This window comes from Capnocytophaga sp. G2, from assembly GCF_035282625.1.
Lineage (GTDB): Bacteria > Bacteroidota > Bacteroidia > Flavobacteriales > Flavobacteriaceae > Capnocytophaga.
The window spans coordinates 64169-88702 of the sequence record NZ_JAYKBU010000010.1 but is presented as its reverse complement, the minus strand read 5'-3'; the positions used below and the strand labels follow the sequence as shown (position 1 = coordinate 88702).

Sequence of the window (24534 nt, the reverse complement as noted above, 5' to 3'; positions counted from 1 at the left end):
GTCATTGTTTTACTAATTTGTTTTTCTGTAAAGAAGCTACGAAATCATACGATTGTTTTACATAAGTCTTGATTTTATCATCAGGCATATCCTCATTGAAACGGATACCCACCCAATACTTTTTGCTTAGGTTAAAAGGATCTTCTACAGCCTGATAATCAGCTTTGAGTTGTTCTATCTCATCGGGGTTGCATTTGAGAGTACATTTGTCAAACTTATTGATATCAAAGAAGCAAAACATCTTTGTTCCTACATAGAAAACTAAGATTGAATTGGCATTTTTAAAGAAACCCGAAAAGGGCATTTTCTGATACGTATCAGGCAGAGATAGACAATAGTCTCTAAATTCTTCTACATTCATTGTTTGAGCTACACGGGCAGTTTAGGGTTTATAATTGATATTAGCTTGAGTTTGTTGTAGTCTTCGTGCAATGTGATATGTTTTGCCGTCTTTTACAAAATAAGCTCCTATTTGCTTAAAATTAAAAAGCACGTTGGCTTTAACACACTGCTCACGAATGGCTTTTACCCAATCGTAATGGCAAGGTCTTGCTTTATCGCCCGACTCGCCTCCTACACTTACCAATTCTATTTGTGTGTTGAGGTAAGGAGATAAATCTAAAGAGGTAAGCAAGGGTTCGCAGATGAGTGCTTTGTGCTTTATAGGTAATTGGTTGTAAATAGGTAATCGTTTATCGGCTTGTTTTTTGATTTTCTATCGTGCAGGCAATAGTAACATTCTCATAGCCCTCACCCCAGTCAGGAGGCAAACACTCTACAATACGCTCCACTCTCTTGGTTACCATATAGAAATGTAAATCGTTGCGTATTTTTATCATTTTCCAAGCCTCTTCTCGCCACTCATCTGCTTCTTTAATAAAGAAATCGGAAGTAAAACAAGTCCATACAAGGGTGTTAGCAGGTACTTTGTAGTCTCCTTTTCTGTTTTTTTGAGTCGGGAGCGTAAAACTTTGGGTTTTATGTACATTTTTACTATCTCTACCGTACCTTTCGTCTGCTCGATACATATAACAGTTGGCACAACCTTCACTTATTTTGAAACATCCGTACTAAAGGTTCCATAGTATTGCCACTATTTTATTCTTTATTATTCTAACACGGCAAAACTATTATCTTTTTGTTAGCCAACCATAAAATAATCGGGAAAGAAATGTCATTTTTCGGGACTCTTATTCATGGCTCTTTTTCCGATAAGCTAAAGGAGTTACTCCCTTTGCTTTATGAAAGGAACGCACAAAGTAAGTAGCAGTTTCGTATCCTAAACTTGTAGCAATTTCTTGTATGGAACGTGTAGTATAACGCAATTGTTTGCAAGCCTCTTGTATGCGTTGTGCTTGTAGGTATTCTTTGGTAGTTTTGCCCCATACTTGTTTCACTATTTTATTTAGGTAGTTGGAAGTGATGCAGAGAGCATTGGCATAGAACTCAGTATTGGTTTCTGTAATAAAGTTTTTTTCAGCCAACTCGGCGAAGTGTTGGGCATAACGATTTATAGGTTTCTCACTTACATTGTCTGAATGATTGGGTACTTGTACCTCAGCTCTGGAGAAAAGTATTAACGTTTCGTAAAGCATAGCGCGCAATATATGTTGGTCTTTAGGTTGAGTGTTGTTGATTTCATACTGCATTTGGCGATATAAGTTCAACAATCGGTTAAAAAGAGGTTCATCAAGCGAAAGAAAAGGAGAGAGGCGTTCTTTTGATAGGTATTTCAACTTATTTAAGAAGTTACTATCATTAAAAAAAGTAAGCAAGAACTCTTTTTCAAAGACAAGATTGAGTGCATTCATTGTCATATTTCCGTGAAAGTGCCATATCTCGCCAGGAGTTGAGCAAATAACAGTGCCACGTGTGGCTATACAGTTTTTACCATTTAGAGTGATTGCCTCATCACCGTCTATCACTAAGGTAAGACTGTAGAAAGTTTCGGTAAAGGTAGGAATTTTGCGTATTTCTTTCCACATAGTACTGTAATCAATAACATCTATGAGGAGTGCATCGCCGTACTTGTGCTTATAAAATTTATAGATAGGAATTTGTTTCATTTGATGTTTTTACAATGTTACTTGAAAAGTTCTAAAGCGATATGTGCACAAGCCTCGGCATCGGCTAAGGCGTGGTGATGTTGCTTTAAATCAAACCCAAAATAAGCGGATACAGTGTCTAACTTGTGATTCACAAGCTGAGGGAGGAGTTTACGCGCTTTTCGGCAGGTACAAAAGAAAGGATTAGTATGCTGTGGAAGCTTGTAATAAGCTAATACAGCCCGCAAACAGCCTTCATCAAACATACTATTGTGAGCTACAAGGGGTAAATCTTTTATTTTTGGCAATATTTCTGCCCATACTTCGGGGAAGAGCGGTGCTTTTTCGGTGTCGTACTGCGAAAGTCCGTGTACTTGGGTACAGAAAAGGGAATAATAGTTAGGAGCTGGTTTTATCAGTTGGTAATAAGTATCGACAATCTCGTTGTTTTCTACAAAAACGAGTCCGATACTGCATACGCTACTGCGGTATTGGTTGGCGGTTTCAAAGTCTAAGGCTGCGAAAGTGTTCATTTTATTCAGGTAACAAGTAAAGTCAGTGTTATATCGAACTCACGTTATTTAAGTTGTTTTTTCATCCATTGACTTACCTCGGTGGCGGGGATATCTTCTTGGTTAGAGAAAACGTGGTCGGCTTTTGGAGTGATTGTTAATTCGGCGTTTTTGTAGAAATACAAAAGATATTCACTATACGAGTAAGGTACGGCTCTATCACCTGTTCCGTGAATGATTTTTACATTTCCTTTGTAACGCTTAGCGGCTTCAAAAGGCTTTATGCGTTGCCCTGAAAGAATATAGTCCTTGCCTACGGTAATTTTGCCTGAGAAGAGGCTCACCTTATCGGGGACATTTAGGGGGTCGAAAGTAGTGCCAAAAAAAGACCCTTGTAACATATTATCGTGAATGATAACTGCTGGAGCTAGCATTGCCACTGCCTTGATTTTACTCTTACCGAGTTCTGAACTGAGCAATATTGAGATCAGCCCTCCTTGTGAATGGCCATAGATGCCTATTTTACTCACAAAAGGCAGTTGTTCAACATACTGAACAATACGGCGCGCATCTTCTAATTCGTTATCGAGGCTCATTTTCTCGAAGTCGCCATCGCTTTTCCCGTGTCCGTTGAAGTCGAAGCGCACAGAAGCAATGCCTTCTTTGGCAAGGGTTTCGGCTATAGTGATGTTTATTTTCTCGTTGATATTTCCAGTAAAACCGTGAAACATAATCACCACGGGGATTTTCTTTTGGTTAAAATTGTCGGGAGTAGTAAGCACCCCTCGGAGTTTGCCTACCGCACCTTGTATTTCTATGGGTTCAGTTTTGGCATTAGCCTAAAAAAACGTCGTTAAAAACAATAAAGTCAATACTTTTTCCATCTTATCTGATATTTAGTGTTTATTATTTTGTAGGGACTATATAGTTATCCATTTGAAATGACTCTGTGATAAATAATGAGAGTTCAACGTAAGTAATTATTTAAAAAAACAGCAAAGTATTTTAATCTTCCACAAAACCAGCGAGTTGGTGCTGCTGGGTAATGTGGAAGATAAATTTTCACGAAATTGACAATTTTACGTTTACTAATTTTGAAGACTACTTTTTCAATCGTTTGAAAACAAAGCGGGTGATAAAAAGCCCTGTAGAATCGTCTTTACCTGAATTACTTTCTACACCACTGGTAACAAAGGCGAGCTCCCATCCTTCTTCACTCATTGCATTGAGTTTGGAAGTGATAAGGGCATCGTTGGCAGCGATATTCTGAAAGCGAATCCCCCCGATGTTAAAGAAGTTCAGCAATTTGGTTTCGTCAAAACCTTTGACACGAATCTCATCACGGTCACTTTTGTTGCGTTCATCGCCGTCTTCGGAGCGGGTGGTGGTAAAATCTTTGTAATTGCGCTCATCGTTAGCTGAAATCAAGCGCGAACGCCCCATTCCAGAAGGTATAACCGATTCTACAGCGGTTACTACTTTAAATTCGTAGGTTTGTGCTGTAGCTACAAAGCCCACAAGGGCTAAACAGAATAAAAAAATCTTTTTCATTGGATTTGTATTTGATGATTTAGGGGCAAAGATACGAAAATAATTAGCAAATTAGTTAATGCGCACTACTACTTTGCCATAACCTGCACTACTTTCAACATATTGATGAGCAGCAACTATTTCTTCTAAGGCAAATACTTTCTCGGGAGCAACAGGTACATCGTGTTCGTCAATATAAGCAAATAATTGGGTAATCTTTTCGGCATTTACACTACCTGAATAGAAGGTGGTAAGATAGGCATTGTGCAGGAGGTCGCGAGTAGGGTCAAAGTCCTCTAAATACCACTTACCACCTAAAAGTCCTGTAGCACAGATGATGCCATATTCTTTTATATGGGCAAATGAATCCTTAATACTCGCAGGTCCCACCAACTCTAATATTTTATCAAAACACTCATCGGTAGCCAAAACGTTATCATTATCGGCGATAATAGCATCGTAACCCAACCCCAAGAGTACAACTGCTTTCTCAGTATTATTACCTCTGATAGAGCCTACTACCCTCAGCGTAGGGTATTGGGCTTTTACCAATCGCAAAAAGGCAATGCCTACCCCACTGGCAGCAGCACGCACCAGTACGGTATCGGTGGGTTTGATTTGTAGATTCTGCATAGAGCCAAAAGCAGTGTAGTAGGTTTCGGGTACCGCAGCAAGTTCCGCCCAACTCAGTGTAGTGGTTATGGGGTATACTTGTCCGTTGGGCAAAAGGGTATACTCGGCATAACTACCGTCAAAAGCTCTACCCATTTCACCCATTAGCGAAACAACAGTCTGCCCTTTTTGCAAAGTAGGACAGGTAGTAGCTTCCACTACCCCTACACACTCAATGCCTAAGATACGCGGAAAAATAACCGAAGGTGAGTGCCCTTGCCGCGTGAATATCTCCGAACGGTTGATGCCAAAGCCTTTTACTTTTACTAACGTCCACCCCTCTTTGAGTGCTGGGATAGGACGTTCTTCTATTTGTAACTGCTGGGCATCGCCCGCTTTGTAAATAACGATTGCTTTCATTTTTATAATTTGCTAATTCACTAATGCTCTTACGAACTCATTAGCAGGATTGCTTTTAATCATTTCGGGGGTGTCGTATTGTTGAATAATTCCCTTATCTAATACTAATACTTTGGTACCCAGTGTTAAGGCTTCGGCTATGTCGTGAGTAACAAATATGATAGTAGCCCCTGAGAGCTGATGCAGCACTTTGAGCTCTCGCTGTAGCTGCTGACGGGTAATGATGTCTAACGCCCCAAAAGGCTCGTCCATTAAGATGATTGAAGGGCTTGCCGCTAAGGCTCTTGCAATACCTCCCCGCTGCTGCTGTCCGCCCGAAAGCTGATGTGGGAATCGGTTGGCGAGTTCAGGGTCGAGGTTTACCTGTTGTAGTTTTTCGGTTACAATGTGTGTGATGTCGGTTTTAGAGTAGTTTTTCAGACGGAGTACATAAGCAATATTCTCAGCAACAGTGAGGTGCGGAAAGAGGATATTCCCTTGAATTACATAACCTATGTTGCGGCGTAAGGCAATGAGGTCTTCCTCCAAAATATTCTTGTCGTCAATGTATATTTCGCCCTTGTCGGGCAATACCAATCCGTTAATCATTTTTAGTACGGTGGTTTTGCCAGAGCCCGAAGTGCCTATGATGGTGAGGAAAGTGCCGCTTTCAATGGTGAGATTGAAGTCAGCAATAATTTCCTTACCATTATAATTTTTGTGTATATGAGAAAAAGTAATCATCGTTGTGGGTCTAAAAGTCCTTTTTGTAGCAGAAAGTTCTTAGCAACTTCTTCAGGTCGTTTTCTTTCAGTTTCTACTAAGAAGTTGAGGTGCGCCATCGTGGTATCGTCTATTAGCTGGTTCAGCTTTGCCAAAGTAGTGCGCAGGGTGGGGTGGGTGGTCAGTAGCTCGGTGCGTACCACTGTGCCTGCCTTGTAGGAGGGGTACATATTACGGTCGTCTTGCAGTACCACCACCTCACTGATAGAAAGTTGTCCGTCGGTAGTGAATACTACCATAGCATCAATCTTCTTATCGCGCATCGCTTGGTATTTCAGTCCGATGTCCATATCGAGTACTTTTCTAAAGTGCATCCCATATACCTCTTGTAGTGCTTTGTAACCGTCTTCTCGCTCAAAGAAGTCGTATTCAGCCCCAAAGATAAGTCGCTCGCTCACCTTAGCCAAGTCAGTAAAAGTTTTAAGCTGGTATTTTTGAGCCATTTCCTTGCTCACTGCCAAGCCGTAAGTATTGTTGAAGCCATATAGGTTAGCCCATTCCAATCCGTATTGCTTTTTATAGGCAGTTTCTAAGTCGGCAAACTTGTTCTCGTTGTAAGGGTCTTTGCGTTTGAGTACTGCTTCCCACGCGGTTCCGGTGTACTCGGGGTACATATCAAAGTCTCCGCGCAACATTGCTGGGTGAATGTTGGAGGTGCCACCCCCTACACCATTGGTCAGTCGCACCGAAAGCCCCGTGTCTTGTTCAATAAGCAAAGAAAGCATCTGCCCCAGCAAATAGCTCTCAGTCATCGGTTTGGTAGCGATATGTATATCCTTTGTTTTCTTAGGCGAAAGCACGAAGAAGAGAGTGATGAGCAGTGCCAACACTCCTATTCCTACCAGCTTTAGCGGATTGCGCTTATAGGCAACTTCACGGTGTAGCAATCGTTGCTCTACTTTTGACAAAAGAAAATCAAAACCTAAAGCTAAGAGCGCAATCAGCACACTACCTATGAGGGTCATCGCACTGTTATTGGTAGTGATACCTCTGTAGATAGCTACCCCCAAGCCTCCTGCACCTACAAACGAGGCAATCCCTGCCAGCGCAATAGTCATCGTTACCATATTGCGAATACCCGACATCAGTACAGGCAGGGCTAAAGGAAGTTTGATTTTCCAAAGCAGTTGCCTGCGGGTGCTACCCATTGCCTCTGCAGCTTCTACAATCAGCGGATTGATTTGGGTAATACCCGTATAAGTACTGCGGATAATAGGCAGTAAAGCATAGAGTATTAGAGCAATAAGAGCCGTGAGGTTCCCTACCCCCGTAATAGTGATAAAGAAACCCAATAAAGCGATAGAGGGGATAGTATAGAGCACATTCACAGCCCCCAAGAGCCAAACGGCATACTTGCGGTACTCGCTGATAAAGATTCCCAATAGCACCCCTATAAATGTTGCGATAACAATTGCCAAGAGCGAAATAAGCAAATGCTCAGCAGTCAGGTGCAGGAAGAACGGCGCTTCCTCACGAAGAAGAGAAATAAAATTCATATAATTAGCAAATGATGTTGCAAAGATACGAAAATAATTAGCCAATTAGCCAATTTGATAATTGACTCCTTCTTACTTAAAAAGTTTCAAAGTCTAAGGTTATGAAAGTATTCATTTGTTCAGGTAAAGGAAGATATAGCAGAGTTTTTACAAGTTAATTTTTAGAGGATTGCTTGATTTTATCGAGTTTTATCCCTAACCAAATGACGAATTACAAATTACGAATGACGAATGACGAACGACGAATGACGGATGATGAGTGCAAAAGTAGTGAATAATTTGCTAATTAGCAAATTTGCTCATCACCTCATACGACCTGCCAATAGGAATTTCTGTTTCACCTATATACACAAATTGGTGGGTGTAGGAAGTAATGTGTTGTATATTCACTACATAACTCTTATTGACACGTACAAATACCGACTCAGGGAGCTGGCTATGTATGTTTTTGAGATTAATCCACGTGATGTAGCGGTCGGTGAAGGTGTGGATAATCACGTAATCTTTCAATGCTTCTATATATAGGATATCGTTATGAGGAATGCGGTAATTGCGTCTATTGGCGCGGATACTGATGTATTGCGTATCGGTAGCTTCAAAGTCGGTTTTCTGTTGAGAGAGCAGTTGGTGATAACTTTCGGCCTTGGTAATGGCTTTTTTAAAGCGTTCGGAGGTAATGGGTTTTACTAAATAGTCGAGGGCATCTACTTCATAGCTTTCTAAGGCATATTGGCTGTAAGCGGTAGTAAAGATAACCAAAGTATGTTCAGGTAAGGTTTTGGCAAACTCTAAGCCGTTTACCCCAGGCATCTCTATATCCAAAAAGAGTAAGTGCACTTCGTTCTTTTTGAGAAAGTCGGCAATGCCTATAGTGTTTTTGAAAGTGCCCACTACATTCAAATGGCTGTATTGCCTTATGAGGCGCTCCATACCGATACGTGCCAAGGGTTCATCGTCTATTATCAAACAATTCATAGTTGTAGCGCTAAGGTTACTATATATTCTTTTGGTAGAGCTTCTTGCAACAGCTTAAAACGGTCGTCATAGAGCAGTTCTAACCGTCGGCGGAGGTTAGTTAATCCTATACCGCTGAATTTTTGTTGAGGATTAGGTTGCAAAGGTACGGAATTGTATACAGAAAAGTGTAACCATCCCTCTTTTTGTTCGCATTTCATATAGATATAAGTAGGAGCAAGGGTATCAATACTGTGTTTTACAGCGTTTTCGGTTAAGATAAGCAATATGTTAGGAGGCAGTTGTATGCCTTGTATATTCTTTTCGTTGTAGGTAATCTCATAAGTAAAATCATCACGGCGCATTGCTTCCAAAGAGAGAAAATCGGAGAGAAAACGCAATTCAGAAGAGAGAAAAACTCGTTCTTCGTGTGATTGGTAGAGCAAATGTCGCAAGAAATCGGATAATTTTGTGAGGGTGTACGAAGCTTTTTCGGGGTCGATATACAACAATGTGTTGATACTATTGAGCATATTGAACAAAAAGTGCGGTTGTATCTGGCTACGTAGGGCTTGTAGCTCACTTTTGGTAGCTTGTTGCTCTAATTCTTGCATCTTTTCGGTGTTTTTTATCCACAATTGGAATATTTTTATGAGTGTGGATAGCATTATAAAGGGTAACAGACTCAATAATGAAAAGATAAATAGGGTAGGGATAGGTAAAGCCATTGCCTTTTTAAGGTCTTCACTGATAACATACTCTCTCCATACTACTGTATTTAGGTAATAGGTAATCACTTGGCAAATAAGGAGAACCCCTACAAGGCTAAAGACATAGGTAACAAACTTTCCCCTAAATAAAAAACGCGGAATAAGCACATAGAGATTTAGATAGAAAGCCAGCGTGATAATCATACACCTTTCTATCCAGTCCAAGTGGTCTACAAAACCTTTGTACGCTCCCCATTCTTTAGTGGTTAGGAAAAACAATAGCAATGATACACAAGCAGTTATATGCCTATAGATGCGATATCTATCGGCAATAAGAAACTGCAAGAAGAGATTGTTTTTTAGAAATATATAGGGATTTTCGTCCATAGTTTCTATTTGGTAAAGTCTTACCTTTTTAGATTTTTAAAGCCTGTTATTAGTTTCCTCCGATTGTAATCCCCGCCGAAAGGTAAAAAGCAGGATTGAACTGACTGGAGCGAGGAGTGCCATCTTCATTTTTGGCTTCAGATTTGAACATTGCAGAGAGTTTACGCTCTTGGTATACACCCGAACGCAAAAAGTTAGCCCCTGCTATAATAGGAATACTTAAGTATTTACCTATCTTAAATTCAGGTTGCAAGCCTGTGATGATATTCTGTTGGGTGAAAGTTTCCTTTCGTCCGTTGCGTTTTAAGTAAGCGGCATAACCTCCCACATTAGCAACTAATTTCAGATTGAAGCGCTCGCTAAAGTTATACCCAAAAGCAATTTTTGCACCATCGATAGAAGCAGCTTCTATGGTGAATTTGTCGGCAAAACCGCCTTTGTATTTAACATAAAGGGCAGGGAATAGCATAGGGTAGCCAAAGGTGTTATTAAGGGCAGCACCTCCCCCTATTTCTAAGTTGGATTTCCAGTGCCATATAAACACTACAGCGCCATTGGCTACTACATTTTCACCTATATGAATAGACGAAAGACGATTTTCGGGGGTATAGCTTCCTGCACCGAGTGCCATAAGCATAGACCAACGTGTTTTTAAAGGGCGGAGATGAATAGCGCTCACGCCGAGGTTCATCACCTCTGAAAGTAGTTCTTTCCCGATAGGAAAGTTGTGGTTGTTCATCTTTACAAAAGTGCCGTTAAGCCCTACACCCCATACCGTAGGTCGCTGGTAAGGGTCGTCTTCCTCAGGGGTTTGCATAGAGAGGGGCACCAAAGCCCCCACAGAGTAAATCATAGCCGAACCATCGCCTATATTGCTGTCGCTTACTGCATCGTAGAACTCGGAATTGCTTATATACTCTGCTTTTACACTGATTTGCGCTGAAACACTTGCTACAAAGAGCAGAGCTATAAAAGTTATCGTCTCTTTCACTATAATAAAGATTTAAGTATTACAGTGGCAAAAGTACAGAAAAACGGATTGTTAGAAGAAAAAGAGTTGTTTTTCTATACCAAAAGCGGGAATTACTATACTAATAATACACTTTGTCAAAGCCTAAGGGCTTTGACAAAGTGTATGATTGTTGCCCTTGCCTATTATATCTCAAAAATTTTATCTAAAGCAAAGGTAAAAGTTCCTTTAGGGGAGTTGTATACAGTCGATAGCATTTTTTCGGCTAATATTTCGGTAGGCATAGGGCGGTAACGTTTGAAGAGTCCTATTTTGTTGAGGAGAACAATCATTTTGAGTCCAAATTGCTCACCTTTTCTATCTGACCCTTTGCGCACTAATACTGAGGGTTGGAAAATGAGCAAGCGTGAGAAACCAAGGGCTTTCACTGCATCCTCTAACTGTCCTTTCATACGGTTGTAGAACAGTTTAGATTGCGTTGTAGCCCCTGCAGCCGAGACGAGTACAAAAGTAGGTATCCCATTGGCTTTACACTGCTGGGCAAAGGCGTACTGATAGTCGTAATCCACGCGCCATTGAGCATCTTTGCTACCGGCAACGGCTAAGGTGGTGCCCAAACAAGAGAAAGCTACATCACCCTGAAGTAAGTCAGCCCACGCCTCGGGGGTATCGAAATTGACCACGTGAGCGTGTAGCTTGGGGTGGGAGAAGGCTAAAGGTTTGCGCACGAAGCAATGCACCTCGCTATAAGTGTCGTCGGTTAAAAGTTGTGTTACTAAATCTTTTCCAGTGGCGCCTGTAGCGCCGATAATGAGTGCTTTCATAATGACTAATATTCAATGATTAGATTAATTGGTAAGGGCACAAAGATACAAAAAATCGTGTATGGTGTTATTCTTTTATCATATAAAACTCGTAAAACCCGTCCCTTATCTTTAGCAGCTGATAGCGAAGATGTTTATTAGTATATACACTGATAGTGCCAAAAGACTCTATTGTTTCAGTGTCATTTGTATAATAGGTTGTAGGGGTTTTTGAAAGTTCTTTTTGATTTTTGATGTAAGAGGATTTTGTTTTAAATCTAAAAGTATAAGGGAGGGTATTTATATCAAAATACAAAATAGTTTCATATTCACCTCCTTTTCTTTTATAACTTTCTACATACAAAGGATTGATATATGTACGTTTAAGAGTTTCTTCTTTTTTAGAGAAGCGCTGTGAATTTCCATCAAAAATATTAGGAATGTCTTGTTGTATTTCTATTGTATCATTTTCTTGCATACGCTCCCCTAAGGAATTGTATTTCTCCATATAGTCAATAACAGATGGTTTGTCGTGGTCAATAGGTCTTGATTTATCATAGATAACTAGTTCGTTTTTGGGGTTGAGGTAGATACCTTCTACAAAGTGATGAAGATCTTCAGGAAGTCTCACAAGGTATTTTGTTCCTTCTGCATGCAATATTCTATAGTCTGATATGTAATGATAGTTTTTATAGACTTTAGGCACTGTTAACCCTTCATATACTTTAGAAAAAGTAACTCCCAAAATACCCATCATAAACCGGAAGAAAGCAATCGTACAGATGATAGCAAGGATACCTATTATTTTCTGATTATAAGCAAAAGAATAGAATATCCATACTCCTAATAGAAAGGGAATTGGGAAAAAAAGCATAGATATATCCCTATCATAACTGCTGGTAAATCTCCTAACAAGGAAGAGGTAAAGAGCAGCCAAGGCGATCCCTACTAGTAGAGAGAGAACAAAAAAGAGAAGAGCTTTTTTCATTTAAGAGTAAAAATTAATTTGCATTACAAATGTACATCTATTTTTTGGATTACACAAAAACTACTAAAAAATAATTAGACGAATATTAATAACCTTTCTTTGATATTTTCGAGGTCTCAGTATATATACTTGGAATAGCATAAACACCTTATTCTAACCCCTTAGAATTGAGGAATACATGAGACTGTAAGAAGGTTTTTAGAAGTAGATCCTCTTTTCAGACAGCTTTATTTTTTATTTCTTAATCATTGCTCATTTATCATTATTTCATTACTTTTGCCCTCTGATTGCCTAATTTACCTATGTCTAAGTTTATTCGTTTTATAAAGAATTGGACCCTCCCTCTCTCCATGGGGATAGGAGTGGTGGCATACTTAGTATTCTACTATGTGGAGGCTTTGGAAGGACTATCACAAAGGCTTGCTCCTGTGTTTGACAGTATATTGCCTCTGTTCATGTTCCTTATACTGTATGTTACCTTTTGCAAAGTAGATTTCAAGAAATTAGCCCCTGTACAATGGCACTTCTGGACAGCTGTTTTTCAGTTACTTTTTGTATCGGGTATTGTAGTGGCGATTCTTTTTTTACATATCATTGGAAAGGAACTGATCCTTTTAGAGAGCATACTTGCTTGTATTATAAGTCCATGTGCTGCTGCGGCAGCTGTAGTAACCCTCAAGCTCGGGGGTAATTTAGAACAGATGACCACTTATACCTTCCTTTCCAATCTCCTCTGTGCACTACTTATCCCCGTATGTTTCCCTCTGATAGAACCTGCTTCGCAAATGACCTTTTGGAGTGCCTTCTCAATCATAATGCAGAAGGTATGTTTAGTATTGGTGGTTCCTATGTTATTGGCACTCCTTACTAAGAGCCTCCCCCTACTCCATCGCTTCCACCAATGGCTCATACATATCCCTGACCTTTCCTTTTACCTCTGGGGATGCTCACTAATGATTGTTACTGGCACGACTCTCAAGAATATCTTCCATGCACAAACAAGTATATCTTTCCTATTATTCATCGCTTTCTCAGGATTAGTACTATGCCTTTTACAATATGCTGTAGGACGCTTAATAGGTCGTTTTTTTACTTCTTCTATTGAGGCAGGACAGGCTTTAGGACAGAAGAATACCGCCTTTGCTATCTGGATAGCCGCCACTTACTTACATCCGCTCTCCACTGTAGGACCTGGTTGTTACATCCTTTGGCAGAATATTATCAATTCCATAGAAATATGGAAAAGAGGAAAATACAAGGCTTAGTTTTTCATTATTTATCCATCACTTGCTGTAGTAGCTATACAAGAAATCACTTGAAAGTTAAAAACCTCCCTTTTCACACGATAGCTTTTTCCAGCTTGTAATTCCATAACATTGCTATTTTTAAAACACAAAGACACAACTAATTTGCAAATTAATTGTATCTTTGCACAATCATACTAAATCAAACCTATACAAATATGTAAACGACTTATTGGAAGATTAACAACTTTTTTATGAGAAGACTTACTTATTTAGTTTTACTGCTTATATGGATACCTATCTCAGCACAAGAAGAATCATGGGTGCGTAGTAGTAGCTTAGGATTTCGGGGAGGACTGAACTTTGCTAATTTATCCATTAGAGGGGATGGTGAATATAATCCCACCCAAAAACCCTATGCCGGATTAGTATATACCGATTATGTTTATAATTTTCTTGCCGCTAAGTTTGAGCTCACTTATTCAGGACAAGGAGGCAAATACGAATACTCTGAAAAAAATATTAACGCCGTCTATTCTATCCCTTACCTATCATTAGGCTATGTAATGAATTTTAACTTTCTCTCTGCAATGCGCTTGGACTGCGGGGGCTCTGTAGATTTTGTTCTAAGCAGAGATTCTCATATCCCTGAGCAACGAATGATAGACCTAACGGGCTTCATGGGGCTTGAACTGCGAATTACTGAGCAACTTTCCTTAGAAGGACGTATAAAAGGAGGTTTTTGGAGTGTTACTAAAGCAAATACCAACGAATATCCTTTCCGATATGACCCGAAAAATGTAGTGTATCAAATAGGGATCCTATATTACTTCAATCCTGATGTATGGAAAGATAAGAAGAAATGATAAGGAAAATACAACCTAATTAATGTTTTATCACAAAATCGCTATTTATCTCTGTTTAAGAAAGAAATAATACAACAATAGCCATGACTTATAACGAATTCCAACAACCTATCGGCGAGTCTCTTCCTGATTATAAGGAAGGACAATTCCCTAAAATACAACGCTTAGAGGGAAAATATTGCATATTGGAGCACCTCTCTGCTGAAAAACATCTCAGCGACCTATATTATTTTTATGGCAAACCATACGCTGAGCTTAAGGACTGGACATATCTGTCTTTCTCTCCTGTAGCCAATAAGGAAGAGTTATTAGCTTTACTTATGAAGCAAGAAGCCTCCACTGACCCTTATTATTTTGTTATTATAGACAAAAAAGAAGGAAAGGCTATTGGTACATTTGCCTTAATGCGGATTGACCCCAAAAACCGCGTAATAGAAGTAGGTACGGTTATTTTCTCTAAAGCACTCCAACGTACCCGAATGGCAACTGAAGCTCAATATTTATTGGCAAAGTATGTATTTGAAACCTTAAGATACCGCCGTTATGAATGGAAATGTGATGCACTGAATGCGCCCTCACGATATGCAGCACAACGGTTGGGATTTATCTATGAGGGTACCTTTCGGCAAGCAATTGTTTATAAAGGTCGCACGCGTGATACGGCATGGTTCTCTATGATAGATAAAGAATGGAAAGGCAATCGTCAAGCCTTTGAACAATGGTTATCAGAGGACAATTTTACTATAGATGGCTTTCAAAAGCATTCGTTAAGTGAACTTAAGAGAAATTTAAGTTGATTTGTAATTATTTTATACTTTCATACATTGAATTATTTAGCAATTATCAATGAAACTAAACTAATTAACAAATTAGTAAATTAAAAAAATGAGTAGTCTTTTTACAATTGGTATTTTCTTGAGTTTCTTCCTATCAACATTATTGTTTAGCAAGTCCCATAAAAGTCTATCCGACAATATACTAGGAGTATGGTTGGTATCTATTGGTATCTATTTATTAAACTACTATCTACACTATTTAGGGTATTGGGAACAATATCCTCATTTAGTAGGAGCTACACATCCTTTCCCCCTTTTGTTTGCACCTTTTGTATATCTCTATGTGGTTACTAACCTACGCCAACCGCAACGACTTTACTGGTGGGACAGCTTGCACTTTTTGCCTTTTATACTTACCTACATACTGATGTTTCCTTTCCTTTTTGGTTACTCCGCTACTGAGAAAACAATAATAGACCAAGCCGATTATCATAGCTCCTATCAATGGTTATTTACGCTTTCATTTATAGCTTTTGTAGTGGTGAGTGTGATCTATTCAGTATTGGCTTATCAGAAAATCAATCAATATGAACAGATGATAAGTCAGCAATTTGCCTATAACGAAGGTATCAGCCTACAGTGGCTACGGCTGTTGCTCCTTGGGTTTGGACTGATTTTCTCTGTGATGATAGTGGGATATATAGTGCAATTTCTGTTAGAAGTTACATTAGGAGTTAATATAGAACTTATTTTCTTAGGTCTCTTTGTCTTGCTTATAGGGTTTATTGGCTTCTGGGGCATACGGTATCAGGGAATTTTTAGTGTTGAAAAACAAAAGCTTTTTATAAAGAATTTAGCCTTACCCGACCAATCTGACAATTCAGACTATATTGAACCTTCTCCATTCCCCAAAACTCCTGAATACCACAAATCGGGATTGAAAGCGGAAGATGCAAGGAAACTACACCAACAGTTATTGGATTTAATGAAAAATAAAAAGCCTTATTTAGAGTCGAAGCTTTCTTTAGGACAATTGGCTGAAATGTTAGGTGTACCACCAAATCACCTTTCACAAATCATTAATCAGTACGAAGGAAAGAATTTTTATGACTTTGTGAACAGCTATCGTGTCGAAGAGTTTATCGCTTTGGCAAAGAAAGACATTGATAAGAATTTTAATCTTCTGGGGCTTGCCTATGAAGCGGGCTTTAACTCTAAATCATCTTTCAATCAAGTGTTTAAGAAAATTACGGGTAAAACACCGAGTGAATTTGTGAATTAGGCGCGAGAAGCATAGTTTAGCATGTCCAAACCTTCACGCTCATCCCTCTTTTCGCAACCTCAGACCCATCCACCCCGCACAATTCTTCCGACGAATAAAACCTCCCTAACCCCTTACTTCACTACCAATTAATCATTAATCACTAAACATTAACCATTAAAAAATGCGTCTATTCCCTCACGCTTGGGCGATGCCTCTTGTTTTCTGCTGTACTTTTGCACCAAATTTCAAAAGCAAACAGCATGAAAACTTTTTTGAACATTATCCTATTTTTATTAGTGCCTTTTATAGCTCATGGGCAGAATTTTACTCAAACTATCAAGGGAAAAGTTTTTGACCAAAGCACCCATGAACCTCTGTTGGGAGCTACTGTAATAGTGCAACATTCCGATCCCGTTATCGGCACTACTACCGATGAGGCGGGTAATTTTACACTCTCCAATCTTCCGTTAGGTAGGGTTGCACTACAAATTTCATATATAGGCTACGAAAGTCTTGTGATTCCCGAGGTGATGCTCACCTCAGCCAAGGAAGTAGTGCTCAATATCGCTCTCAAGGAAGCCATTACCGAAATGGAAGGAGTAGAAGTGGTAGCTGGCATCCATAAAGAGAAAGCACTTAACCCTATGGCTACTGTAAGTGCTCGTACTTTTTCAGTAGAGGAAACACAGCGCTATGCTGGCGGGCTTAGCGACCCTGCGCGTTTGGCTTCTGCCTTTGCAGGGGTCTCTACGGGTAACTTGCAGGACAACTCTATCGTCGTACGCGGGAATGCACCCCAAGGTGTGCAATGGCGATTGGAAGGAGTGGAAATCCCTTCACCTCAGCATTTTTCTGGGGGGAATGTCATCGGGGGCGGACTCATTACGCTTTTTAGCAATCAGGTAATTGGTAATTCCGATTTTCTTACAGGGGCTTTTCCTGCCGAGTATGGCAATGCGCTCGCAGCTGTTTTTGATGTGAAAATGCGCACTGGCAATACTTCCCGCTATGAACATACGGCACAAGTGGGCGTATTGGGGCTCGACTTTGCGTCCGAAGGTCCGCTTTCACGTGCCAAAGGTTCTTCTTATCTTTTCAACTATCGCTATTCTACTTTGGGATTACTGAACGATTTGAAAATCAATAAAACCAGTCAGCGTATCAAGTACCAAGATTTTTCCTTTAAATTGAATTTCCCTACCGAAAAAGCAGGTACATTCTCTCTTTGGGGTATCGGGGGGATTGACAACACTCATAAAGATGCTTTGAGCGCTCCAACCGACTGGAAAACTGATATCGACCGCGTGAATAACAATTGGGATACTTATGTGGGAACAGTAGGGTTGCGTCACCAAATCACCGCTGGCGAGCGCAGTTTTGTAGAATCACACCTCGCTTTTTCGGGTACTGACGACCGTATTAGCACCGATTACCTTTCCGATGATGCTTCCGTGTTCACCCCCGATAGCCGACTTAAAAAACAAAACGGCACACTCACTTTGGCAACCTCACTCACTCATAAACTCTCTTCTTTGGCTACTTTAAAAGTAGGGATTTCATCTAAACAACTTTTCTACAAATATAACCTCAGCGCTGCACAGGATTATATGCCTTCAACTTATGCGCGTATCGTCAATTCAGCAGGTAGTACTAACCTTACTGAGGGCTATGCCCAACTCAAATACCAGCTATCGCCTGCCCTTTTGGCTAACGTGGGATTGCGCACTAACTACTTTGGTTTGAGTAAAGAACTCTCTCTTGAAAGTAGGGCAGGATTGGTTTGGAAACTTTCCGATAAACACAGTTTGAGCTTTGGTTATGGCAAACACTCTCAAAGAGAAGATTTGAATGTGTATATGATAGAAGTAGGTGGTGTAGCTGTGAATAAGGATTTGAAACTTAGCGATGCACATCATTTTGTGTTAGGTTACGACTGGATGCTTACCGATAAATTGCGTTTCAAAGCCGAAGCCTATTATCAATATCTGTGGAATATCCCAGGGGAAGAGGGTACCAGCTACTCACTTATCAATTTGCGACGAGCCTTGTATCTCAACAAAGCACTCGTGAATAATACCAAAGGTCGCAATTATGGTATCGACCTTACTTTGGAGCGCTTTTTGGGTGATAATTATTATTACCTTATCACAGGTTCTATCTTCAAATCCGAATATAAAGCGGGGGATAATGTGTGGCGTAATACGCGCTATAACAAAGGTTTTGTACTGAATGCCCTCTTTGGCAAAGAGTTCTATTTCGCCAATAACCGCAAGGTGCTTGATGTGAATGTGCGTGTGAGTGTAACTGGAGGTGAGCGTTACAGTCCGATTTTGGAAAGCCAATCGTTAGCCCAAAAACGCGTAATATACGATGAAAGTCGGGCTTTTAGCGAGCAATTCCGCACCCTTACCTACGCCGACCTTACTGTGAATTACCGCATCAACCACCGCAAGAGCAGTAGCGTGTTCTCTTTCCAAATGAAGAATGTACTCGGTGCGCCTATCTATATCGACCATAATTACAATTACCAAACCGGTGCGATTGAGCTCAGCAAAGCTACTTTGGTGATTCCTAATATCAGTTATAAAATAGAATTCTAGTGCGAGCCGCACAGGCACTTTTCACTATTCATTATTCACTTTTTACTTATGAAAAAATATAATCACCCTATTTTGTTTTTTACCCTTTCCCTTGTGATTCCTTGGGTATTGTGGTTTGTGGTGGCTTATTGGAGCCACCAGCCAAAAGCACCTAATGCTTTTTGGACAGGCTTTTTTGAATTGGCAGGCTTGTTAGCGCCTATGGGTGTGGCTACCTACCTCTTTGCGCGCAATAAGGAGCTCTTATCCGACCTCAAAACGCGTTTTATAGGTAGAAATTTGCTCACCAACCGCTATTTTTGGATTACCCTCTTGTTTCCACCCCTTTCCATTGTCGTGGCACAGCTACTTTCGCTCGATTTAGGACATAGTCTTGACCAGTTTTACATTTCGGGAGAGCCTAGTTTCAGTTCAGCACCTTTCAATGCTTGGTTTGTGCTCTGTTTGGCGCCAGTGGTCGAAGAATTAGCTTGGCATACTTACGGCACTGATGCTTTGCGCAGTAGGTGGAGTTTGTTCACCTCATCGGTTATCTTTACTGTGTATTGGGGGTTATGGCATTTGCCTTTGTTCTTTGTAAAAGATTATTACCAGAGCAACATACAAGCGGAAGGGTGGATTTATACGGCTAACTTTTTTGTGAGTCTGTTTTCCTTTGTGTTTATCATCAACTGGTTGTATTACAAATCAGGGCGCAACGTGCTGGTAGCCATATTGTTTCATTTGGTAGCCAATGTTTCCAACGAAATCTTCGCCACCCACCTCGATAGCAAACTGATACAAACAGGCTTATTCGTCCTACTCGTGGGATATATATTAGTGAAAGAGAAAAAACTATTTTTCAGTGGAACCTAAGCCCCTAACACCTATCTCCTAATTTGGTTATTAGTAAATAAATACCTACTTTTGTGGAGTAAAAACACCTTTCAGTTATGCAAAAACAAAGAACAGGTATCATTCACTTTCTTACTAAAGAAGAAAGCGGACGGCAACACCCTCCTACGGGTGAAGTCTATTATGCCACCACTCATATTGCGCAACTGGATCAGCCCAATTGGAGTATCGTGATTATCTTTGACAAGCCAATAAAAGAGGATGAATACAGTGCTTTATGCCAAGTGAAATTCTTGTTTGACCACGCCCCTCACCCTATTTTGGACGAACTGAAAGAAATGGAGGTCTATGAAGGCGCTAAAATCGTAGGAAGAATTGTGTTTGAATAATGAAAATGCTATTAAACAAATTACCCTATTTACTGATACTATTTCGGTTTTTATTAGCCCCTACCATCTTGTGGGTGGCATATAAAGTAGAAGAACCTACAGCAAGACTATGGATAGTAGTCTTTATTGTATTAGGATTGTTATCGGATATTTTCGATGGGATTATTGCACGCTATATGGGAGTATGCACCGTGGCAATGCGGCGAATGGATAGTCAAACGGATTTGATATTTTGGCTGTGTGTGGGCGTGGTGTGTTATCATCTGAATCCTACCTTGATAGCTGCCTATCGGTATGAAATCATTGCCCTTTTTGTAATGGAAGGACTCTGCTATGGTGTGAGTTTTTGGCGGTTCGGCAAAGAAACTTGTACACACGCTTTTCTTTCCAAGCTGTGGGGTGTATGCTTATTAGTGGCTTTTATCTCGCTTATAGGCTTTGGTTATGGAGGTTTCTCTTTGCTCTTGGCAATCTATTGGGGGCTTTTCTCACAATTAGATGTCATTCTTATCATTTTGTTACTCCCTAAATGGCAGAACGATATCCCCAGTGCTTATCACGCTTACCTACTGAGAAAAGGAAAACAAATAAAGAAACACAAACTATTCAATTAAATAATTAATAATATGAATTATCTGAGGAGATTAAAACAGAGTGGGGAATTTGAGTACTCTCTGGGTGCTAATGCGGATGAAATTAAGCATATAGAAGATGAATTAGGCATATTACTCCCTGAAGTATATGTAGATTTTCTATCGGAATGTGGGTCGTGTAATTATGGAGATGTTTACATCAATGGTATTTACAAAGAAGAGGGTAGCATATCCTATCCCGTTGTAACACTGACCAAGCAACTAAGGGAGGATTTGCATCTCTCGGAGGATTTCATTGTACTACACTACGAAGTAGATGAGTTTCTAACGCTATATAAAGTATCTAATAGAGTTCGCCTAAAAGATGCTAAAGTTTTTGGAGCAGAGGTTTGCTGTAATGATAAGGGCATCTTTGAAATATATAAACCAACCCCTATGTTTGATTCTTTTGATGCATATTTTGAAGATTTTTTAGCTTTAGGGGAAGAAGAAGAGTAAACAAATGAAAACAGAAAAAATATTATTAGCCGGAGCGACCGGTTATTTAGGTCAGTTTATATTAACTGAACTCTTAAAAAAAGAATATCCTACCTGCATTGTAGTGCGCAATAAGTCAAAAATAGCGCTCGCCTTACTTACCTACCCACTATTAGAAGTAGTCGAGGCTGAGGTAACAAAACCCAATACTTTACTCGGTGTGTGCAAGGGTGTTACCCAAGTGATTTCCGCTGTCGGAATTACTCGGCAGAAAGACAAACTCACCTACGAGCAAGTAGATTATGCAGCTAACAAAAACTTACTTGATGAAGCACTGCGCTCAGGGGTACGTAAGTTCATATATATTTCCGTATTAAACGGCGAAGCTCTGCGACATATCGCCATTGGGGCTGCCAAAGAACGTTTTGTAGAGGCTCTTAAAACCAGTGGGATGGACTACTGTATTGTGCGACCCTCGGCTTTCTATAGCGATATAGCCACCTTTTTCAAGATGGCAAAAGAGGACAAAATACGTCTGTTTAGCAAAGGACAATACGCCATGAATCCTATTCACGGTGAGGATTTAGCCCAGGTGTGTGTAGCGCAATTAGAGAGCTCCGAAAAGGAAGTGAATGTAGGAGGGGCTGAGGTGTTCACCCAGTATGAAATCGCTGCTTTGGCTTTCGAGGTGTTGCACAAGCCTGTGAAGATCGGTTTTTTGCCTGATTGGGTACGGAAGGCCGTTTTGAAAATAGGCAAATACCTCTTGCCTAAAAGTGCTTACGGCACTATAGAATTCGTTTTCACCGTAATGGCAATGGATTCGGTAGCGCCAATGAAAGTAGGAAAACATAGGCTGAAGGCATTTTTTGAGGAACTAAACCAAAAATAATACTTCCTTAGGGAAAACATCAGCCTCTCCCAAAGTACATCTATATACCCTAAGAAAAATGAGAAGAAAAGTCTTTCCTAATGGAAAGACTTAAAATTTTCCTCTATTTTGGCCACAATTCTCTTAGCAAGTCGGAGGGCTTCGGTACCTTGTAGAAGCGTTACAATAGGAGTGGTATCATTCTCAATAGCATCGGCGAAGGTTTCTAATTCGTTAAGGATTGCATTGGAAGGGAGTACCTCTGGATATTCAAAGTATATCTGCTTACGTTCCCCTTCAGCATTCTGGAGAACTATATCATATTCATTAGGTTCCTTAGGAGCATCCTTCATGCGCACTACTTCCACTTTTCTCTCCAAGAAATCCACTGAGATATAAGCATCCTTCTGAAAGAAACGGCTCTTACGCATGTTCTTCATGGAGATACGACTTGCCGTAAGGTTTGCCACGCATCCGTTCTCAAACTCAATACGAGCATTGGTAATATCGGGGGACTTACTAATGACCGCCACTCCACTGGCTTCTATGTGTTTTACAGGGGATTGTACTACACTCAGGAGCACATCTATATCATGAATCATCAAGTCAAGTACTACGGAGACATCTGTTCCTCTTGGATTGAACTCAGCCAACCGATGTGCCTCAATGAACATAGGGTTTTCAATAGAATGTTTAGCAGAAAGAAAGGCAGGGTTAAAACGTTCTACATGTCCTACCTGTCCTTTAAGATGCTTTTTCTCTAATAGGTGAAAAATTTTCTCTGCTTCTTCTACGGTACTGGTAATTGGCTTTTCAATAAAAAGATGTCTGTTCGCCTCAATAGCCTTCATAGCACACTCATAATGAGAGAGTGTAGGAGTTACAATATCCACTACTTCCACTGCCTGAATGAGTTGGTCTATATTATCATAATAGGTATAGCCAAACTCCTCTACTACTTTTTGGGCTTGTTCTCTGTCTGGGTCATAAAAGCCCATGAGTTCATATCTTTGAGATTGACTAAGGAGTTTCAAATGAATTTTTCCTAAATGTCCAGCTCCTAGAACTCCTATTTTTAGTTTACTTTTCATCTTAATTCATAATTATTTTTTAGTAATTTCCATTTTCTCAGCGAAATATTCACAGAAATCACGCATAGTGTCGGTCATTTTTTGGTCTTGTGTCGCTTTATAGAAAGTATCTGCCATAGTTTGAAATGTTTGGTAAAAGAAAACCTTCATTTCATCCAGGGGCATATCCTTTGTCCACAGATCTATTCGGAGGGCTTCTTTGGTTTTATGATCCCATACTGCTAGAAACATAGCTTTTGCTTCTTGGCGGGAGATCCCTCCATCAGGAGCATCCCAAAGGATCCGTTCAGGGACACGGTTTTCATCCAGTTCTACTTTCAAATTTATTTCAGAAGTATGATTCATTTTCTATTTTTTAGGTTTATAATTTGCCTTTTTAAAGAGTTCCTCCGTAGAAATTAATCCTAATTTTTGGAGAGCCTCAGGATGTTTTTCCATATATTGTTTCACAATAGAAAGCCCTATGAATCGTCCTACACCTCCAGGGGATTGGTTGTCCAATTCTAAATAAAATTTGGAGAAAGGAGCTATATCGATAAATCTGCTAAGTATCTTTCTATCGGTACTATATAGGAGTTGATTTTCTATAAAATACCGCCATATTTGAGCCTCATTCTCCTGTGCCCATTGGTATTTTTCCTGAGTATATTTTAATATATCTTTCTCTTGCATAGAAGGTAAGAAACGTTGTGCTAAGTAAAGTATTTTTCCTTCATATACCATAGCATCCAAGAAAGTAGCATTCCGCTCAGGAGGAATGATTGCTCGAGCAAAAGCTAAAGCCACATCCACGGGGAGATACTTTTTATCCATTTCCTGTGCTATATATCCATCAATATCCACATAAAAGGGATGTTTCGCTCCTAAATAATTGTCCAGACCTATGACCAGTAAACTGTCTGCATATATCACTCGAGAAGAATAATCCACATCAGAGGTTACGGTAACTACCTTAACAGATTTAAAATGAGGAAAGTAATACTTGATATGCTGGTAAATACGCTTAATTTCTTTCTTCTCTTGAGAGAAATCTCCGAAAGTTCTCTCTGTTTCCGAGAAGAGCACCCTTTGTAAAGAATCTGCCTGTTTCTCAAGCCATTCTTCATCTGTAGTATTTTCAGGAAAAAAAAGAGGATATTTAGCCTTTATTTGAACGAATTCTTTAGCAGGGGTATGAAAAAAAATAGAATCAATTCGTAATACCTTCACTTCCATAGGAATTTGAGCTATCTTCCTTTCAGTACGGTTACATCCTAATAGGATAAGACTTAGTGTTATAAATAAAAAATAGAAATATTTCATCTTCTAAAAATTCAGTGGCAAAAATAATAATTTTTATC

At 39.8% G+C, this 24534-nt stretch carries 28 protein-coding genes; 10 read left to right on the top strand and 18 right to left on the bottom strand.

The window, feature by feature from the left end; translation table 11 throughout:
- Position 1 precedes the first annotated feature (1 nt).
- From VJJ03_RS07250 to VJJ03_RS07180, 15 genes are all read right to left on the bottom strand, one after another.
- A complete protein-coding gene (locus VJJ03_RS07250; RefSeq protein ID WP_323974692.1) occupies positions 2–361 on the bottom strand; it encodes an MmcQ/YjbR family DNA-binding protein in 360 nt (119 codons plus the stop codon).
- A 21-nt stretch (positions 362–382) separates the two neighbouring features.
- Positions 383–664, bottom strand: coding sequence for a DUF5131 family protein (locus VJJ03_RS07245; protein ID WP_323974725.1), 282 nt, complete (start codon positions 662–664; stop codon positions 383–385).
- A gap of 28 nt (positions 665–692) precedes the next feature.
- Positions 693–1028: a DUF5131 family protein gene (locus tag VJJ03_RS07240; protein ID WP_416377848.1), complete on the bottom strand. Its 336-nt coding sequence runs from the start codon at positions 1026–1028 to the stop codon at positions 693–695.
- 162 nt (positions 1029–1190) lie between these two features.
- Positions 1191–2066, bottom strand: coding sequence for a helix-turn-helix transcriptional regulator (locus tag VJJ03_RS07235; protein ID WP_323974690.1), 876 nt, complete (start codon positions 2064–2066; stop codon positions 1191–1193).
- A 17-nt stretch (positions 2067–2083) separates the two neighbouring features.
- Entirely contained in the window at positions 2084–2578 is a 495-nt protein-coding gene (locus VJJ03_RS07230; RefSeq protein ID WP_323974689.1) for a 3'-5' exonuclease, read from the bottom strand.
- Positions 2579–2622: 44 nt separating this feature from the next.
- The gene (locus VJJ03_RS07225) at positions 2623–3375 is read right to left on the bottom strand and encodes an alpha/beta hydrolase (protein ID WP_323974722.1); all 753 of its coding nucleotides are present in this window, start codon (positions 3373–3375) and stop codon (positions 2623–2625) included.
- Between the two features lie 283 nt (positions 3376–3658).
- Entirely contained in the window at positions 3659–4108 is a 450-nt protein-coding gene (locus VJJ03_RS07220; RefSeq protein ID WP_053580421.1) for a hypothetical protein, read from the bottom strand.
- 51 nt (positions 4109–4159) lie between these two features.
- Complete coding sequence (locus tag VJJ03_RS07215) at positions 4160–5119, bottom strand: zinc-binding dehydrogenase (RefSeq protein WP_323974686.1); 960 nt, start codon at positions 5117–5119, stop codon at positions 4160–4162.
- A gap of 12 nt (positions 5120–5131) precedes the next feature.
- The gene (locus VJJ03_RS07210) at positions 5132–5842 is read right to left on the bottom strand and encodes an ABC transporter ATP-binding protein (protein WP_323974684.1); all 711 of its coding nucleotides are present in this window, start codon (positions 5840–5842) and stop codon (positions 5132–5134) included.
- The gene (locus tag VJJ03_RS07205) at positions 5839–7377 is read right to left on the bottom strand and encodes a glycine betaine ABC transporter substrate-binding protein (protein ID WP_323974683.1); all 1539 of its coding nucleotides are present in this window, start codon (positions 7375–7377) and stop codon (positions 5839–5841) included. Before VJJ03_RS07205 ends, VJJ03_RS07210 begins: the two co-directional genes overlap by 4 nt.
- 282 nt (positions 7378–7659) lie before the next feature.
- Positions 7660–8352 (bottom strand): LytTR family DNA-binding domain-containing protein, encoded by a 693-nt coding sequence (locus VJJ03_RS07200; RefSeq protein ID WP_323974681.1) that lies wholly within the window; start codon positions 8350–8352, stop codon positions 7660–7662.
- A complete protein-coding gene (locus VJJ03_RS07195) occupies positions 8349–9428 on the bottom strand; it encodes a sensor histidine kinase (protein WP_323974679.1) in 1080 nt (359 codons plus the stop codon). The genes VJJ03_RS07200 and VJJ03_RS07195 overlap by 4 nt, the downstream gene beginning before the upstream one ends.
- Before the next feature lie 49 nt (positions 9429–9477).
- Positions 9478–10419: a DUF6268 family outer membrane beta-barrel protein gene (locus tag VJJ03_RS07190; protein WP_323974677.1), complete on the bottom strand. Its 942-nt coding sequence runs from the start codon at positions 10417–10419 to the stop codon at positions 9478–9480.
- Positions 10420–10583: 164 nt separating this feature from the next.
- Positions 10584–11222, bottom strand: a complete 639-nt coding sequence (locus VJJ03_RS07185; RefSeq protein ID WP_323974675.1) for an NAD(P)H-binding protein — start codon at positions 11220–11222, stop codon at positions 10584–10586.
- A gap of 67 nt (positions 11223–11289) precedes the next feature.
- Positions 11290–12189, bottom strand: coding sequence for a hypothetical protein (locus VJJ03_RS07180; protein ID WP_323974673.1), 900 nt, complete (start codon positions 12187–12189; stop codon positions 11290–11292).
- Between the two features lie 302 nt (positions 12190–12491).
- On the opposite strand from VJJ03_RS07180, the gene VJJ03_RS07175 reads away from it, so the two are divergent.
- The 10 genes from VJJ03_RS07175 to VJJ03_RS07130 all read left to right on the top strand — a co-directional run bounded on the left by VJJ03_RS07175 (position 12492) and on the right by VJJ03_RS07130 (position 22124).
- Positions 12492–13454 (top strand): transporter, encoded by a 963-nt coding sequence (locus tag VJJ03_RS07175; RefSeq protein ID WP_323974671.1) that lies wholly within the window; start codon positions 12492–12494, stop codon positions 13452–13454.
- A gap of 233 nt (positions 13455–13687) precedes the next feature.
- A complete protein-coding gene (locus tag VJJ03_RS07170; protein WP_323974669.1) occupies positions 13688–14299 on the top strand; it encodes a hypothetical protein in 612 nt (203 codons plus the stop codon).
- Between the two features lie 83 nt (positions 14300–14382).
- Entirely contained in the window at positions 14383–15096 is a 714-nt protein-coding gene (locus VJJ03_RS07165) for a GNAT family protein (RefSeq protein WP_323974667.1), read from the top strand.
- 88 nt (positions 15097–15184) lie between these two features.
- On the top strand, positions 15185–16357 hold the full coding sequence (locus VJJ03_RS07160; protein ID WP_323974665.1) for a helix-turn-helix domain-containing protein: 1173 nt from the start codon (positions 15185–15187) through the stop codon (positions 16355–16357).
- A 242-nt stretch (positions 16358–16599) separates the two neighbouring features.
- Complete coding sequence (locus VJJ03_RS07155; protein WP_323974663.1) at positions 16600–18939, top strand: TonB-dependent receptor; 2340 nt, start codon at positions 16600–16602, stop codon at positions 18937–18939.
- A gap of 48 nt (positions 18940–18987) precedes the next feature.
- A complete protein-coding gene (locus tag VJJ03_RS07150; RefSeq protein ID WP_323974661.1) occupies positions 18988–19794 on the top strand; it encodes a type II CAAX prenyl endopeptidase Rce1 family protein in 807 nt (268 codons plus the stop codon).
- A 77-nt stretch (positions 19795–19871) separates the two neighbouring features.
- Entirely contained in the window at positions 19872–20162 is a 291-nt protein-coding gene (locus VJJ03_RS07145; protein ID WP_323974659.1) for a hypothetical protein, read from the top strand.
- Positions 20162–20776: a CDP-alcohol phosphatidyltransferase family protein gene (locus VJJ03_RS07140; protein WP_009745171.1), complete on the top strand. Its 615-nt coding sequence runs from the start codon at positions 20162–20164 to the stop codon at positions 20774–20776. The genes VJJ03_RS07145 and VJJ03_RS07140 overlap by 1 nt, the downstream gene beginning before the upstream one ends.
- A 12-nt stretch (positions 20777–20788) precedes the next feature.
- Entirely contained in the window at positions 20789–21253 is a 465-nt protein-coding gene (locus tag VJJ03_RS07135) for an SMI1/KNR4 family protein (protein ID WP_323974656.1), read from the top strand.
- Positions 21254–21257: 4 nt separating this feature from the next.
- Positions 21258–22124, top strand: coding sequence for an SDR family oxidoreductase (locus VJJ03_RS07130; protein ID WP_323974654.1), 867 nt, complete (start codon positions 21258–21260; stop codon positions 22122–22124).
- A 77-nt stretch (positions 22125–22201) separates the two neighbouring features.
- Here VJJ03_RS07130 and VJJ03_RS07125 read toward each other — a convergent pair whose 3' ends face one another.
- The 3 genes from VJJ03_RS07125 to gldB are packed head-to-tail and all read right to left on the bottom strand — an operon-like array spanning position 22202 to position 24496.
- Positions 22202–23194: a Gfo/Idh/MocA family oxidoreductase gene (locus VJJ03_RS07125; RefSeq protein ID WP_323974652.1), complete on the bottom strand. Its 993-nt coding sequence runs from the start codon at positions 23192–23194 to the stop codon at positions 22202–22204.
- 12 nt (positions 23195–23206) lie between these two features.
- Positions 23207–23539 carry a gliding motility protein GldC gene (gene gldC, locus VJJ03_RS07120; RefSeq protein ID WP_009745166.1) on the bottom strand — a complete coding sequence of 111 codons (333 nt, stop codon included), beginning with the start codon at positions 23537–23539 and terminating at the stop codon, positions 23207–23209.
- Positions 23540–23542: 3 nt separating this feature from the next.
- Positions 23543–24496, bottom strand: a complete 954-nt coding sequence (gene gldB / locus VJJ03_RS07115) for a gliding motility lipoprotein GldB (protein WP_323974650.1) — start codon at positions 24494–24496, stop codon at positions 23543–23545.
- Between the last annotated feature and the right edge of the window lie 38 nt (positions 24497–24534).